The sequence below is a fragment of the Rhizobium sp. BT-226 genome (genome assembly GCF_025847085.2).
Classification (GTDB): Bacteria; Pseudomonadota; Alphaproteobacteria; order Rhizobiales; family Rhizobiaceae; genus Rhizobium; species Rhizobium sophorae.
The window spans coordinates 1,551,381-1,565,641 of the sequence record NZ_JAOYTI010000001.1 but is presented as its reverse complement, the minus strand read 5'-3'; the positions used below and the strand labels follow the sequence as shown (position 1 = coordinate 1,565,641).

General features: G+C 61.2%; 17 protein-coding genes and 2 pseudogenes. 11 read left to right on the top strand and 8 right to left on the bottom strand.

All coding sequences use genetic code 11. The features are described 5' to 3' along the window. Window positions 1-62: 62 nt before the first annotated feature. Window positions 63-1,163, bottom strand: coding sequence for a class I SAM-dependent methyltransferase (locus OIU37_RS08000; RefSeq protein WP_264257080.1), 1,101 nt, complete (start codon window positions 1,161-1,163; stop codon window positions 63-65). A 20-nt stretch (window positions 1,164-1,183) separates the two neighbouring features. Then, a complete protein-coding gene (gene lgt, locus OIU37_RS07995) occupies window positions 1,184-2,032 on the bottom strand; it encodes a prolipoprotein diacylglyceryl transferase (RefSeq protein ID WP_264257079.1) in 849 nt (282 codons plus the stop codon). A gap of 201 nt (window positions 2,033-2,233) precedes the next feature. On the opposite strand from lgt, the gene OIU37_RS07990 reads away from it, so the two are divergent. From OIU37_RS07990 to OIU37_RS07975, 4 genes are all read left to right on the top strand, one after another. Next, a complete protein-coding gene (locus OIU37_RS07990) occupies window positions 2,234-2,494 on the top strand; it encodes an accessory factor UbiK family protein (RefSeq protein ID WP_264257078.1) in 261 nt (86 codons plus the stop codon). Window positions 2,495-2,885: 391 nt separating this feature from the next. Continuing rightward, complete coding sequence (locus OIU37_RS07985) at window positions 2,886-3,386, top strand: YbjN domain-containing protein (RefSeq protein WP_003541709.1); 501 nt, start codon at window positions 2,886-2,888, stop codon at window positions 3,384-3,386. Between the two features lies 1 nt (window position 3,387). Beyond that, on the top strand, window positions 3,388-4,215 hold the full coding sequence (gene proC, locus OIU37_RS07980) for a pyrroline-5-carboxylate reductase (protein WP_264257077.1): 828 nt from the start codon (window positions 3,388-3,390) through the stop codon (window positions 4,213-4,215). Window positions 4,216-4,225: 10 nt separating this feature from the next. Then, complete coding sequence (locus tag OIU37_RS07975; protein ID WP_264257076.1) at window positions 4,226-4,567, top strand: tRNA-binding protein; 342 nt, start codon at window positions 4,226-4,228, stop codon at window positions 4,565-4,567. Between the two features lie 107 nt (window positions 4,568-4,674). Here the strand turns inward: OIU37_RS07975 and OIU37_RS07970 are convergent, their stop codons facing one another. After that, a complete protein-coding gene (locus tag OIU37_RS07970; protein ID WP_264257074.1) occupies window positions 4,675-5,370 on the bottom strand; it encodes an MBL fold metallo-hydrolase in 696 nt (231 codons plus the stop codon). A gap of 287 nt (window positions 5,371-5,657) precedes the next feature. On the opposite strand from OIU37_RS07970, the pseudogene OIU37_RS07965 reads away from it, so the two are divergent. Then, a pseudogene (locus tag OIU37_RS07965) lies at window positions 5,658-6,274 on the top strand (DUF1236 domain-containing protein). Window positions 6,275-6,457: 183 nt separating this feature from the next. After that, window positions 6,458-6,727: a hypothetical protein gene (locus OIU37_RS07960; protein ID WP_264257073.1), complete on the top strand. Its 270-nt coding sequence runs from the start codon at window positions 6,458-6,460 to the stop codon at window positions 6,725-6,727. A gap of 65 nt (window positions 6,728-6,792) precedes the next feature. Here OIU37_RS07960 and OIU37_RS07955 read toward each other — a convergent pair. Next, window positions 6,793-7,131, bottom strand: a pseudogene (locus OIU37_RS07955) (aminotransferase class IV); the annotation flags it as partial. A gap of 357 nt (window positions 7,132-7,488) precedes the next feature. Between OIU37_RS07955 and OIU37_RS07950 the strand changes: the two are divergent. Genes OIU37_RS07950 through OIU37_RS07940 form a run of 3 tightly spaced genes read left to right on the top strand, consistent with a single transcriptional unit; the run spans window position 7,489 to window position 10,083 of the window. Next, complete coding sequence (locus OIU37_RS07950) at window positions 7,489-7,980, top strand: MarR family winged helix-turn-helix transcriptional regulator (protein WP_171604179.1); 492 nt, start codon at window positions 7,489-7,491, stop codon at window positions 7,978-7,980. Continuing rightward, window positions 7,981-8,682, top strand: a complete 702-nt coding sequence (locus OIU37_RS07945; RefSeq protein ID WP_129419734.1) for a response regulator — start codon at window positions 7,981-7,983, stop codon at window positions 8,680-8,682. It abuts the gene before it with no gap. 24 nt (window positions 8,683-8,706) lie between these two features. Further along, a complete protein-coding gene (locus OIU37_RS07940; protein WP_168310658.1) occupies window positions 8,707-10,083 on the top strand; it encodes an ATP-binding protein in 1,377 nt (458 codons plus the stop codon). On the opposite strand, the gene OIU37_RS07935 is transcribed toward OIU37_RS07940, so the two are convergent. Further along, complete coding sequence (locus OIU37_RS07935; protein WP_240602719.1) at window positions 10,080-10,535, bottom strand: helix-turn-helix domain-containing protein; 456 nt, start codon at window positions 10,533-10,535, stop codon at window positions 10,080-10,082. The two genes, OIU37_RS07940 and OIU37_RS07935, sit on opposite strands and share 4 nt — an antisense overlap. 33 nt (window positions 10,536-10,568) lie before the next feature. Here OIU37_RS07935 and OIU37_RS07930 point away from each other — a divergent pair, with 33 nt between their 5' ends. Further along, a complete protein-coding gene (locus tag OIU37_RS07930; RefSeq protein WP_240602722.1) occupies window positions 10,569-11,441 on the top strand; it encodes an oxidoreductase in 873 nt (290 codons plus the stop codon). Between the two features lie 59 nt (window positions 11,442-11,500). On the opposite strand, the gene OIU37_RS07925 is transcribed toward OIU37_RS07930, so the two are convergent. The 3 genes from OIU37_RS07925 to OIU37_RS07915 form a co-directional block, all read right to left on the bottom strand. After that, a complete protein-coding gene (locus tag OIU37_RS07925) occupies window positions 11,501-11,953 on the bottom strand; it encodes a BA14K family protein (RefSeq protein WP_171604176.1) in 453 nt (150 codons plus the stop codon). Between the two features lie 147 nt (window positions 11,954-12,100). Further along, window positions 12,101-12,316: a cold-shock protein gene (locus tag OIU37_RS07920; RefSeq protein WP_003561293.1), complete on the bottom strand. Its 216-nt coding sequence runs from the start codon at window positions 12,314-12,316 to the stop codon at window positions 12,101-12,103. 486 nt (window positions 12,317-12,802) lie between these two features. Continuing rightward, window positions 12,803-13,693, bottom strand: a complete 891-nt coding sequence (locus OIU37_RS07915; RefSeq protein WP_264257043.1) for a DMT family transporter — start codon at window positions 13,691-13,693, stop codon at window positions 12,803-12,805. 97 nt (window positions 13,694-13,790) lie between these two features. Between OIU37_RS07915 and OIU37_RS07910 the strand changes: the two genes are divergently transcribed. Continuing rightward, window positions 13,791-14,258 (top strand): DUF3052 domain-containing protein, encoded by a 468-nt coding sequence (locus tag OIU37_RS07910; RefSeq protein WP_264257042.1) that lies wholly within the window; start codon window positions 13,791-13,793, stop codon window positions 14,256-14,258. Window positions 14,259-14,261: the final 3 nt, after the last annotated feature.

Sequence of the window (14,261 nt, the reverse complement as noted above, 5' to 3'; positions counted from 1 at the left end):
CATATGCGGCGCGCTTCAAGTTCTTGTTTCAGGCGGATGTTGAACCAGCCGCGTGGGCCGTGTCAATCCACCGGACGAAAGGGCATGAGATCGAGGGCGGGATAGGAGACCGCCATCACCTTGAAGAGTTCGCCCATGCGGCCTTCACCGGCACCGGCGAGCCTTTCGACCGCCGCCTGGATGACCTGCTGGGTTTGCGGTTCGCGATCGCGGCCAAGGGCGGTTGCGCGCTCGAGGATGCCAAGGCCGGTCAGAAAATCACCCTGATGCAGGGCGCCGTTCAGATGAAGGCCGGCGGCTAGCGCCGTTTCGGCGAGCTGCTGGAAGTCGACATGGCTCGTCAGATCGGCTTCGCCGGGATGGGCGAGCGGCGGGTCGAATTCATGCATGCGCACGGCCTGCAGCGTATCGCCGAAGCCGGTGACGAGATGGCCGTAGTCGATCGCAAGCGCCGTGCCGCCGAAGGCGCGCAGCCGCTCACAGATCGCCATCATCACCGCCTGGCGGGCAGGCGAGATCTCAAATAGGGTGCCGACCGGCACGTTCTGCACCGGTTCGGGCAGCAAGGTGGGATCGAGGCCGGCGACGCCGGCGGCGAAAGTCAGCTCGCCATCGGCGTCGATGCCGACCATGCGCTCGCGGAACCCCGTCGGCATGCGGACGAACTGGCGGATCGGGATGGCATCGAAAAGTTCGTTGGCGGCAATCAGCGTGAAGCCGGGCGGCACTTCGTCGAAGCCGTCGTGCCAGCTGATCTTGTCGCCGTGGGGTTCGAGCGTCTGGCTCTGGATGTCGCGCAGCCGCTCGCTGGTTTCGACGAGATGCACGGTCATCGCGTCGAAAAGCGGTGGAGCGATGCGGGAGATGACGCGCAGCATGTCGGCCATCATGGTGCCGCGGCCGGGGCCTATCTCGACAAGGCGGACGCCCGTCGGTGTGTCGTGGCGCTGCCACGCATGGACGATGAAGACGCCGATCATCTCGCCGAAAATCTGGCTGACCTCGGGCGCGGTGACGAAATCACCGGAACGGCCGAAGGGCTCGCGGGTGCGATAATAGCCGTGTTCGGGGTCTGCCAGGCAGAGCGAGAAATAATCGGTGACGCTGATCGGGCCGTTGGCCTGGATAATGGCCTTGATCTTTTCGCCGAGAGCGGTGGTCATGTCGCGCGTCCTGCCGTTTCTCAGAGCTGCAGCGCAGCCTGGCGGCGGGCCCGCAGGATCGCCCAGAGGCCAAGCAGGATCATCGGGGAGGAGAGCACCATGCCCATGGTCAGCCAATTCGTGCCGAGGAGGTAACCGAGCTGGGCATCAGGCTCGCGGAAGAATTCGACGAAGATGCGCGACAGCGCATAACCGCAGACGAAGACGCCTGTAACGAAGCCGGGGCTTTTCAGCGCGCGCAAGCCATAGACGAAGGCGGCCAGCACCAGGAGCAGAACGATGCCTTCGAGGCCGGCTTCGTAAAGCTGGCTCGGATGGCGGGCGAAGGGACCGCCGGTCGGGAAGACCACGGCCCAGGGCACGTCGGTCAACCGGCCCCACAGTTCGCCATTGATGAAATTGGCGATGCGGCCGAAGAACAGGCCGAAGGGAACGACGGCGGCGACGATGTCGAACAGGCTCCAGACCGGGATGGCGTTGCGGCGGGCAAAGAGGATCATCGCGATCGTCGTGCCGGTCAGACCGCCGTGGAAGGACATGCCGCCGTTCCAGATCTCCAGCGCACGGACGGGACTGCGCAGGACGGCGGGGAGATCATAGAAGAAAATATAGCCGAGACGACCCCCTAGGACGACGCCAAGGGCTGCCCAGACGATGAAATCGTCGAGCTGCGTCTTTGATATGGGCGAGACGTTGCTGGGCCAGAGACTGTCATTGGCGGCGATGCGGCGCGCATAGGCCCAGCCGAGCAGGATGCCGGCGACGTAAGCGAGACCGTACCAGTGAATCGCCAGCGGACCGATCGAAAAGGCGATCGGATCGATATCCGGGAAAGGCATGATGGCAAGGAGATCGGCTGCTGTCGGCAAGGTTTTCCACCCGTTGAGTTGCGCGGAACATGCCGCTGCGATCCCGGACGGTCAAGTCCATTGTTCGTGATGGCCCGTTCCCGGGCGGTTCCGGCAAGCTTATCCAGTGTAAAGCGCTTGCATCGTCGATGGCGAAGCCCTACCTCAATCCTCGAGGCCCTGAAGGGCTGAATTCACCTCATGCCAAGGGAGAAAAACGCCATGACGACCGGAACGAACCGCATCATGGACGAATTCGCCAAGCTGATGACCGATGCGGCCGGTGCCGCCCAGGGCGTCCGCAAGGAGATCGAAACCGCCTTCAACGCCCAGGCCGAGCGTTGGCTGAACAGCATGGACGTCGTCAAGCGCGAGGAGTTCGAGGCCGTGCGCGAGATGGCGATCAAGGCACGCGACGAGAACGAGGCGTTTGCCGCCCGCATCGCAGCGCTCGAGGCGAAGCTTGCCGGCGAGGGCGCTTAAAGTCCCGATAAGACACAGATGCGGCGTTGCCTTCATGCCACACGCCGCATCTTCCGTAAAAAAACCAGGTGAGTTTTCCACCTGTGGACACTGCCAAAAAAGCCAATTCGCAGAGTCGCTTATTCTCCCTTCTGAATTGAATTTCGAAGAGCCTTTCCACAGTGGCCGGTCCTATTTTCCGTTCGGGGGGCTGGCAGGGGGCAAGGGGCGCTATACACTGATTTTAAATGATGATTCGAAGCGACTTGGTAAGCTCCGGGCAGGTTATCTGCGTTAAGTCTGGCAGCGGTTCAACGATCATCCGAGTGGTGGTTCCGGTATTTTGCGTGTGTCTTTACTTGTGTTCGTACACCAAGTTAGGTCGCATTCGTTCCGGTCAAGAAGGTGCTGCATGAACCTGATGGAATTGGAAGTCGAGCGTCAGTCGAACCCGGTCGATATGATCGAGTACGTTGCCTCCAACAACGACTGGTCGTTCGAACGGTCCGGCGAGGACGAGATCGCGATGACGGTCGAGGGCCGCTGGACGGACTACCACGTCTCCTTCTCCTGGATGGAGGAATTCGAGGCGCTGCATCTTGGCTGCGCCTTCGATATCAAAGTTCCCGACATCAGGGTCAACGAGGTGGTCAAGCTGCTCTCGGCGATCAACGGGCAGGTGCTGATGGGTCATTTCGACCTCTGGCGCCAGGAAGATGTCGTCATTTTCCGCCAATCGCTGCTGCTTGCCGGCGGTGCGGAGCCTACCAATCGCCAGGTGGAGGTGCTGCTTTCCAGCGCGCTCGATACCTGCGAAGCCTATTTCCAGGCATTCCAGTTCGTCGTCTGGTCCGGCATGGAAGCGACGAAGGCGATGGAAGCCGTGCTGTTTGAAACGGTCGGCGAGGCATAGGATGCCGACGACCCCTTTTTCCTCGACACATCCCGTCGTTCTGATCGGTGCCGGAAACATGGGCGGGGCGATGCTATCCGGCTGGCTGAAAAGCGGCGTTCCGGGCTCGGCCGTTATCGTTGTCGATCCCGGCCCGTCGCCGGCCATGCTTTCGACGATCAGCGAGGCTGGCGCGACCCATCTGACCGCGCTTCCTGCGGATTTGAAGGCAAGCGTGCTGTTCCTCGCGGTCAAGCCGCAGGTGATGGAGATGGTGCTGCCGGCGGTGAAGAGCGCCGTCGGGCCGGATACGGTCGTCGTCTCGGTCGCAGCGGGCAAGACGCTCGATTTCCTCGAGAAACATCTTGGCAAGGCCGCCATGGTGCGGGCCATGCCGAACACGCCAGCCATGGTCGGGCGCGGTGTCACCGGCGCTTTTGCGAATTCACGGGTCGGCGATCCGCAGCGCGAACGCGTCCATTCGCTTCTCAGCGTCTCGGGGCCGGTCGAATGGGTGCCGGCGGAAGCCGATATCGATGCCGTGACGGCGCTTTCGGGCAGCGGTCCGGCTTATGTATACTATCTCGTCGAATGTATGGCGGAGGCAGGCCGTAAACTCGGCCTGCAGGCGGACCTCGCCATGCGTCTTGCGCGGGAAACAGTCGCGGGGGCTGGTGAACTCATGCACCAGTCCCCCGACGACGCTTCGCGGCTGCGCGAGAATGTGACCTCTCCCGGCGGCACCACGGCGGCGGCGCTCGCCGTGCTGATGGCCGAAGACGGCATGCAGCCCTTATTCGACGCAGCCCTTGCGGCGGCGCGCAAGCGGGCCGAGGAACTGGCTGGCTGACGGAGACCATATGGCCGACGAGATCACCTACGCCGATTTCGAGCGTGTCGATATCCGCGTCGGCACGATTATCGAAGCCAGTCCCTTTCCGGAGGCGCGCAAGCCGGCATTCAAACTCCTGATCGATTTCGGTCCTGACATCGGCATTAAAAAATCCTCCGCGCAGATCACCGTGCATTATATGCCGGAAAGCCTGATCGGCCGGCAGGTGCTCGGCGTCGTCAATTTCCCGCCGCGCCAGATCGGGCCGTTCCGCTCGGAAGTGCTGACGCTGGGTTTCGAGGACGAGAACGGTGCGATCGTGCTTGCTGCGGTCGAACAGTCGGTGCCAAACGGCCGAAAGATGATGTGAGCGCGAGCTCACAGTTAAAACGTGTCGCGTCGACTCTGATTCAGGCGACGCGTTTCAAGTTTTATGCATGTCGCCCAAAAAACGCTGCGCACTTTGGGCGACATGCATTAGTTGTTCGGGGCTTCGCCTGAGGTGGTCGCATCGGATCCTCCACGAGGCCTGATCTCCTGCAGGAATGGATTGCTTCGCCGCTCGTCGCCGATGCGGCTGCCGGAGCCGTGGCCGCAGATGAAGCCGACGTCGTCGCCGAGCGGCAAGACCTTGTCGCGGATCGAATCAAGAAGCTGCTGATGATTGCCGCCGGGCAGATCGGTGCGGCCGATCGAGCCGTTGAAAAGTACGTCGCCGAGATGAGCGAAATTCTGCGCACGGTTGAAATAGATGACGTGGCCGGGGGCATGGCCAGGCGTGTGATAGACTTCGAACTCATGGGCGCCGAAAGAGATCTTGTCGCCGTCCTTCAGCCAGCGGTCGGGCACGACGTCGCGCAATCCTGATATGCCGTATTTTTCAGCCTGGGTTTCGATCCGCTGCAGCAGCGGCAGGTCGTCCTGATGCGGGCCAACCACGTCGATGCCGAGGGCTTCCTTCAATTCACTGGCGCCGCCCGCGTGGTCGAGATGGCCGTGAGTCAGCCAGATTTCCTTGATGGTCAGACCGTTCTGGGCAATCGCCTGCAGGATGAGCGGCACGTCACCACCGGGATCGACGACGACGCCTTCCTTGGTATCGGGATCGAAGAAGATGGTGCAGTTCTGCTGGAAGGGTGTCACCGGAATGATGCCGGCCTGGAGCATGCCCATAAGTGCCTCGCTTGGTATCTCTGCTGCTTCGGGTATAGTCCGAAACCGCGGCAAGGACAGCCGGAATCTTCCGCCATGGCGGCCTGCCTCACGGCAAAAAGACGGACTGCAACAAGAGTTTATGCCTCTCTTCGCTATTGCCGTAGAGTGTAAAAATCGAATTTTGCTCAATTCTTCAAGAGACTTGGACGAAATCTCCCGCAAGCGGTGTTTCGCTGGGCGGAGTGCCGGGGAACATCGTGGAACCCCGTGCGTTGTCAGCCCATCGAAACCAAGGAGACGCTCACATGACCTTGAAGAGAAACATTCTGTTGGCTGGAGCCGTGCTCCTGGCAAGCGGTGGTCTTGCGCAGGCGGAGATGATGGCCACGACGGTCAATGATCTCAACGTTCGCGCCGGCCCGGGGCCGCAATATCCGACGGTCGGCCTTGCTACCCGCGGTTCGACCGCGGTGCTTGATGGCTGCATCGAAGGCAGCCGCTGGTGCCGCGTCGACGTCAACGGCATGCGCGGCTGGGTCTATGCCGATTATCTGCAGGTCGATCATGGCGGCAGCTCTGTCATCGTCGAACAGCACCGCGCCGAGATCGGCGTTCCCAGCGTGACTTACGAGTCGACCGCGAGTGTCGTTCCGGCCGATCCGCAGCCGGCGCCGGGCGACGAGTTGCTCGGCCCCGTCGGAGCGGTCGAGACCATCACCCCGCCGGAGACGGTCCGCACTTATATCGAAACCAATCCGGGCCAGACAGTGCAGCTCGGCGGTGACGTCGTCGTCGGCGCGGAAGTGCCTGACAATGTCACCTTCCAGACGATTCCCGACTACGAGTACCGCTATACCAGGATCAACGATCGACCGGTGCTGGTCGACCCGGTACGCGCCGGATCGTCTACGTCTATCAATGACGTGATCGACAGAAACTGAGGCGAGGCGGACATCGGACCGCCTCGTTCCGGGGCGCTTCTCCCTGCCTTAATCCCGCATCGGTTGATTTTTCTTAACGCTTTCCTCCAAAATATGATAAAATACTAATATGCCGAAGGTTCGGCATGGATCGGCGATCGGGGAGATCGCCAGAGGAGGAAATCATGGAAGCCCTACTTCCGCTCATCACACAATTGATTGCCGGTGCAATCGGCGGCAACGCCGCGAGCGCCGCTTTGAAGCAGCAGGCGATCAACGTCGTTGCCCGTACGATCGCCGGTGCGATCGGCGGCGTTGCCGGCGGTATGCTGCTCAGCATGGTCGGTGGGGAAGCGGCTATAGCCGGCCTGATCGCCGACGGCATCGGCGGCCTGATCGGCGGCGGCATTCTCTCGACGCTCGCCGGGCTGGTCATGGCACGGGCGCATAGATAGAGGCCCGACGGATCGATTGCGTGAGGGCCTTCGGCGGCGATCGCCGCCGGATAGACTTCCTTCATCTAGTCGTTCATCGGCCTTTCGCAGATCATCGACGGCTTGAAGCGATATGGGCCGATTTCGGAAGCCGGAGTCACTTCCGCAGCCGAGCCGGCGAGGAACACTCGCTGAAGCCGGGAAGCTCTTCCGGCAGGATTGCGCGTTTCATCACCTCGATTCCGCGATGTTTGGCGAGTTCGATGACGATCTGGCTGCCGATGCCGTCATGAAGCAATCCGGGGTCGGCGTGTGAATAACGCCGTCCTGATGAAGAAGATGTTGGCGCCGGTCGCTTCGGCGACCTGACCGCGATAATCTAGCATCATCGCATCGGCGTAGCCCTTGGCTTCGGGGGCGTGCTGTTGGTCAGCACGGAATCTTGGCGTCTTTCCAGGCGACGAACTCGCCGTTGAACCTTATTTCGCCGCCCAACCGGTCGAAAGGAACCGAACCCATCCCCAAGCTCCTCCGGGGCTTCACGCGCCATGCCTGTTGATTGTTGTCCCCATTACGTTTTATCCACAGACACAAAGGGAAATCGCGTATTGCGTCGGAGTGCCGGACGGCCTTGGTTTCCGGGGAAATGCCAGGGAAACGAGAAACCGTGCGGGGCTTCCGCAGTGTTCGCGGAAAGCTAAGCGAAGCAAATTTATGTCAATAAAGCTGACATATCTTCGCGAAAGTTTCCGACAGTGCGCGGAAAAAGAAGGGAATGCCGAGTGTCACGACAGACCGGCCCGAAAGCAGGCAAGCCAGAGCCGCTGGCCACGCCGATGGAAGATACTGAGATCATCGATTTCGAGATCATCGAGCTGTTCTTCTTCGCCTATCGCGACTTCGTTTCCGATCCTGACGCTATCCTCGAAAAGAGTGGCTTCGGCCGGGCGCATCATCGCGTCGTGCATTTCGTCAACCGCAACCCCGGCATGACGGTAGCCGATCTTCTCGAAACGCTGAAGATCACCAAGCAGAGCCTTGCAAGGGTGCTGAAACAGCTGATCGATTCAGGCTATATTCGCCAGGTGGCAGGTCCTGAGGACCGGCGGCAGCGCAAGCTCTATCCGACGAAATCGGGACGAGAGCTGGCGCTTGCCCTTGCCGAGCCGCAATCGCGCCGCATTGAGCGGGCATTCGAAGGGGCTTCTGCGGAGGTGCGGGAGGGCGTAAAAGCTTTCCTTAGCGGCATGCGGGACAGACAGAAGGCGGATTGAATGGCGGTCAAGACAGATATTTCCGACGATGCGGCGCACTTGCTGGTGGTCGATGACGACTCCCGCATCCGCGCGCTGCTCAATCGTTATCTCGCCGAGAACGGTTTCCGCGTCACCGTCGCCGCCGACGGCGCCGAGGCGCAGCGCAAGCTTGCGGGTCTCGACTTCGACCTGATCATCATGGATGTGATGATGCCCGGCGAATCCGGCATCGACGTCACCCGCGGGCTTCGCGCCATCAAGAACGTTCCGATCATCATGCTGACGGCGCTGGCAGAATCGGGCAACCGTATCGAAGGCCTCGAGGCAGGCGCCGACGACTATCTTTCCAAGCCCTTCGACCCGCGCGAACTGGTGCTGCGTATCAACAACATCCTGCGCCGTAACGCCGGCGGCGAGGGACCGAAGATCGAACAGGTGATGTTCGGCCCCTACACCTTCTCGCTGACCCGCAAGGAGCTGAAGAAAGCCAGCGAGGTGATCCGGCTCACCGACCGCGAGCAGGAGATCATGCTGCTCTTTGCGCGGCGCGCCGGCGATACGATCCCCCGCCATGAACTGATCGGCAACGATACGGAAGTCGGCGAGCGGACGATCGACGTGCAGATCAACCGGCTGAGGCGTAAGATCGAGGACGATCCCGCCAATCCCGTCTGGCTGCAGACCGTGCGCGGCATCGGATACAGGCTGAGCATCGACTAAACTCAAGGTTCGGGACCGGCGCTGATGGTGACGATCGACAGTTTGCGGCGGGAAGACCGCACTTCTGCGCCGGGCTGGCGCTCGATCGTCCGCTGGCTGCGCCGGCGGCTGCCGACCGGACTTTACGCACGTTCGTTGCTGATCATCATCATTCCGATGGTGCTCTTGCAATCCGTCGTCGCCGCCGTTTTCATGGAGCGCCACTGGCAAATGGTGACGGAGCGGCTGTCGCTTGCGGTCACCCGTGACATCGCCGCGATCATCGAGATCATCGAGACCTATCCGCAGAATTCGGATTATAGCGAGATCATCCGCATCGCCCGCGACCAGCTCAGCCTGCAGATCTCGATCGAGCCGGACGGCGATCTGCCGCCACCGCGCGTCAAGCCGTTCTTCTCGATCCTCGACGGCATCCTCAGCGACGAGATCACCGACGAGATCCATCGGCCTTTCTGGATCGACACGGTCGGCAACTCGAACCTCGTCGAGATCCGCATCAAACTCGACAACAAGATCCTGCGGGTGCTGACCAAGCGCAGCCAGACCTATGCCTCGAACACCCATATCTTCATCGTCTGGATGGTCGGCACCTCGCTGGTGCTGATCGGCATCTCGATTCTCTTCCTGCGCGGGCAGATCCGGCCAATCCTGACCTTGGCGCGCGCGGCCGAAAGCTTCGGCAAGGGGCAGAAGCCCGATAATTTCTATCCGCGGGGCGCCGACGAGGTCAGGCGCGCCGGTCTTGCCTTCATCCTGATGCGCGAGCGAATCGAACGACAGATCGAGCAGCGCACCGCGATGCTCTCCGGCGTCAGCCATGATCTGCGCACCATCCTCACCCGCTTCAAGCTGCAACTGGCGCTGGCCGGCGACAATCCCGACCTGCATGGGCTGAACGATGACGTCAACGATATGCAGACCATGCTGGAGGCCTACATGGCCTTTGCACGTGGCGAGGTCGAAGAGGATGTCGGCGAGCTGAAACTCAGTGAGATCTTCGCAAAGCTGGAATCCGATTTCGCCCTGCACGGTAAAAAATTCAGCTATTCCATCGAAGGCGATGACGATATCTCCGTCAGGCCGAACGCCTTCATGCGTCTCGTCACCAACCTTGCCTCGAACGCGCGCCGATATGCCGATAGGCTCGACATCGAGGCCAAGCACAATGCCAAATGGCTGACCGTCATCTTCGACGATGACGGGCCTGGCATTCCCGAAAAGAACCGTGAGGACGTGTTCAAGCCGTTCTTCCGGCTGGATACGGCGCGTAACCTCGATGCATCAGGCACGGGGCTCGGCCTGGCGATCGCCCGCGACATTGCCCGCAGCCACGGCGGCAACGTCACGCTCGGCGACAGCCCGCTCGGTGGACTGAGGGCGACGATCCGCATTCCGGCTTAACTCGCCGCAGTCAGCTTGACGGCTTTGCGCGCATCGAAATCGTCCAGGCGTTCGACGATCCAGCGCCAGAGCGTTACGACCTGCATGAGGAGGTCGCGGCCGAGCGGCGTCAATTCGTATTCGACGCGCGGGGGGATCTCCGGGTAGAGCGTGCGGATGATAAGGCCGTCGCTTTCGAGGGTGCGCAGCGTCTGCGTCAGCACCTTCTGGCTGATGCCCTCGACCCGCTCCAGCAGGCGCGAAAAGCGCAAGGGTGCGCCAGCATCAGAGAGCGCGTGCAGGATGCGTAGCGGCCACTTTGCCGCCGCCCGTTCGATCAAGGCGCGCGCCCGCGCATCCTGTTCGTCCGTCATGTCGCAGCAGAAATCGAATATGTCGCTGGTCACTTCAGTTACCTCGAGGTGCGTACAGATCTTGTTGGTACCTTCTTTCGATCGGAAACAATAGAACATACATGGGCCGGGAACCAATCAAGGAGGTTTCCGATGTCGAAGGTATGGTTGATAACAGGGAGTTCGCGCGGTCTCGGCCGGGCACTGGCGGAGGCGGTTTTGGCCTCCGGCGACAATCTGGTGGCGACAGCGCGCGATCCCGGCCAGCTTGCCGATCTTTCCGAGCGGTATGGTGATCAGGTCCTGACGCTTGCGCTTGACGTGACCGACGAGGCGGCGGCAGCGGCGGCAGTCGAGGCGGGTGTGAAGCGGTTCGGGCGCATCGACGTGCTTGTCAACAATGCCGGCTACGGCAATGTCGGCTCGATCGAGGATACCAGCCTTCCCGATTTTCGAGCCCAGATCGAGACCAACCTCTTCGGCACGATCATCATGACCAAGGCAGTCATCGCCCTGATGCGCGGGCAGGGAGCAGGGCACATCATCCAGTTCTCATCCGTCGGCGGCCGGATCGGACCTGCCGGGCGTGGCGCCTATTCGGCGGCGAAATTCGGTGTCGAGGGTTTTTCCGAGGTGCTGGCGAAGGAGGTCGCGCCATTCGGGATCAAGGTGACGGTGATCGAGCCCGGCGGCTTCAGGACCGATTTCGCCGGCGCCTCGACGGTGCTTGCCGAAGGGCGGCAGGACTATGCGGAGACGGTCGGCGCCACGGTGCGCTTCCAGCGTGAATATGACGGCCGTCAGCCTGGTGATCCGGCGAAAGCGGCTGCGGTCATCATCCACATTGCCGGCCTCGACGCACCACCGTTCCGGCTGCTACTCGGCAGCGATGCTGTGCGCAATGTCGAGAAGGCGGATGCCGCGCGCATCGCGGCCGATCGGGAATGGCGCGCCGTCAGCGTCTCGACCGATTTTGAGCCGGACGCCGAGGTGCAGGCGATGCCCTGGGAGAAGAAGTTCGGTTGAGGAAGCCAAAAATGAAAGCGCCGCTGAAGAGCGGCGCTTTGCGATGAACTGTCGGAAGATCAGCCGGCGGTGCAGAAGTGGCTGCGGCCGTCATAGCCGATATAGGTGCCGGTGCGCGGATCGAAGGACCGGTAGCGGTAGGAGCAATAACGCTCCCATTGCGGCGACCAGGGCTCCACCGTCGCACGCACCGGCGCATAATATCGCGGCTGCTCGACATAACGCGGCTCCTCAACATAGACGCGGCGCGGCGCGCGGTAAACCGGAGCGGGCTCGTAGTAACCCGGCTCGTAGGGCGGGTCGATGTAGCGAGGCTCGTCGTAAACAGGACCGTTATTGGCATTGGCGATAGCCGAGCCGACGATCAGTCCGGTTGCAAGGCCGACAGCGCCGCCGACCAGCGCGTCGTTGCGACGCCAATGACGGTCGCGAGCCGATGCTTCGCCGATAGCAGAAAGGGTGAGGGCGGCAGCCGTTGCCGTCAGCAGAAGAGTCTTGGCGAGCCTGTTCATCAGCATAAATCCTAATCCCGGAAACCGAATGCCGGTCCCTTTCTCGATGGCCACAGTCGTACAGATTTGTAGCTGAACGAAGGCTGAACGACAAAACCCGGCATTGCTGCCGGGCTTCAACTCGAATTCGCCAGCCTTGTTAAGGGTTCAGCCCGCAATCTGCAGATTGACGGCCTTCGGGCCCTTGCCGCGGCGATCCGGCTCCGTGTCGAAGCTTACCTTCTGGTTTTCCGTCAAGCCGGCCAGGCCGGAGGCCTGAACGGCAGAAATGTGAACGAAGATATCGGCGCCGCCCCGGTCCGGCTTGATGAAGCCGAAGCCTTTGTCGGTATTGAAGAATTTTACAGTGCCAGTCTCTGCCATGCGTCAGGTCCTTTTCTCTCTGCCCGCCATCCACACGGGCAGCATCATAGCATTGCCTCCTTGCGGGAGGTGTTGGCAGGCAATTCTTGAAATGTGAGAAAAAGGTCCCCTCTACCTCGGCCTGTTCCAGGCAGGGCTTCCGCCCGCCATTTTCGGAACCGGCTGACCGGGATATTAGCGTTCCCGGCGCGCAAATACTTAAGGACTTCCCATGCTCGCAAAATGCCCGAACGCGCTGAGAGTGCTGCGTTTAAAGGATTTTGGCAAGCAAAAGTTTTTTAACGTGTCGTTGCGGGCACACCCTTGCCGATATCCAATTTGCGCAAAAACGCAAAATTTCCTTCGCTGATAGGGAATGATTAACGTTTTATATCGTCTGCAATATAAGTTCCGAGCAGATTTTCCCAAAAATGCAACGTGAACGCGTCTCTCGCGGCAAATGAATTTTTTTCCCGATGCGTGACTCACCCATATTTGGACGCGTGTTCACGCGGCTGGCAAGCGCCGGCGGGTTAGTCCCGGCACGAGTTCGACTACAAGCATAGCGATAAACATGAGCGCGCAACCTGCATAACCTGTTACCGGCATCGTCTCGCCGAGCAGCAGGGCGGCGAGTGAGGCGCCAAAGAGTGCTTCGGAAGAAAGGAAGATCGCGGCCTGCGAGGGCGTCGTGTAGCGCTGGCCGATCACCTGCAGCACGAAAGCAACGCCCGAGGAGAAGATGCCGACATAAAGGATCTCCGGCGCCGCGGCCTGTATTGCCGAAAGGCTGACAGGTTCGACGGCTGCGGCAACGGCCAGCGCACAGACCGCGGTGACGGCAAATTGCGTGGCGGAGAGCGCAAGCGGCCTTCCGGTCTCGGAAACGGTCGTGCCGGCAATGGTGATCTGAATTGCCCAGAAGACGGCACAGACGACGGTCAGCAGATCGCCAGGTGTCAGCGCCGAGAGATGGCCGCCGGACAGGAGATAGATGCCGGTGACCGCCATCAGCGCGCCCGGCCAGATGATCCAATGCGGGGCACGGCGCAGAAAGAACACGGCGATCAGCGGCACGAAGACGACGTAGAGGCCGGTGATAAAGCTGGAATTCGTCACCGTCGTCGTCTGCAGTCCGACCTGCTGCGTGGCTGCGCCACCGAAAAGGGCCAGGCCGATCAGGATATAGAGCTTCGCATGGCGCGCACTGGTCTTCTCTTTGGCCCTGCGCGCTTCAAAAAGAACGAAGGGCAGCACGGCCAGCGTGGCGACGGCAAACCGCAGGCCAATGAACCAGAAAGGGCCGATCGCCTTCATCGCCGTCGACTGCGCGACGAAGCCGCCGCCCCAGATAGCGGCTGCGAGCAATAGGAGAAGGTTCGCCTGAACGCGCGTCATGTCGTCCTCTATGGGAAGGGATGTGCCCCGGCGGTTAGCAGTTGCGTTTCCTCCAGGCAAGGGTGAAGATTTCATGCCTGACGACGGAGGTGAGACCATGCGACGCCAAGAATGGAAGCCGGCCGGTGATGCCGCGCCCAGGACGGCAGGCTATTCCGGCACGCCGCTCGTCAGGAAACTCGGCCTTGCGCATGGGCAGGCGGCTGCTCTTCTCGGCATTCCTGAAACGATCGTCGCCATCAATGGTTTCGACGGTTTTGCGTCGGTCGTCCGCGCGCTTCCCGAAACGCCTCAGCGCATGTTCGACTATGTGCATTTGTTTACGACAGAACGGGCGACGCTGGAGGCGGTCGCGCTTGCGCTTTTCCGTGCCCTGAGGCGGGATGGGATGGTCTGGATTTCCTGGCCGAAGAAGAGTTCCCGCGTGCCGACCGACATCACTGAGGACGTGCTGCGGGAGGTTCTGCTTCCAATCGGTCTGGTCGACGTCAAAGTCTGCGCCGTCGACGAGATCTGGTCCGGGTTGAAGTTCGTCATCCGCAAGGAACTGCGCGGCGCGTTGTGACGT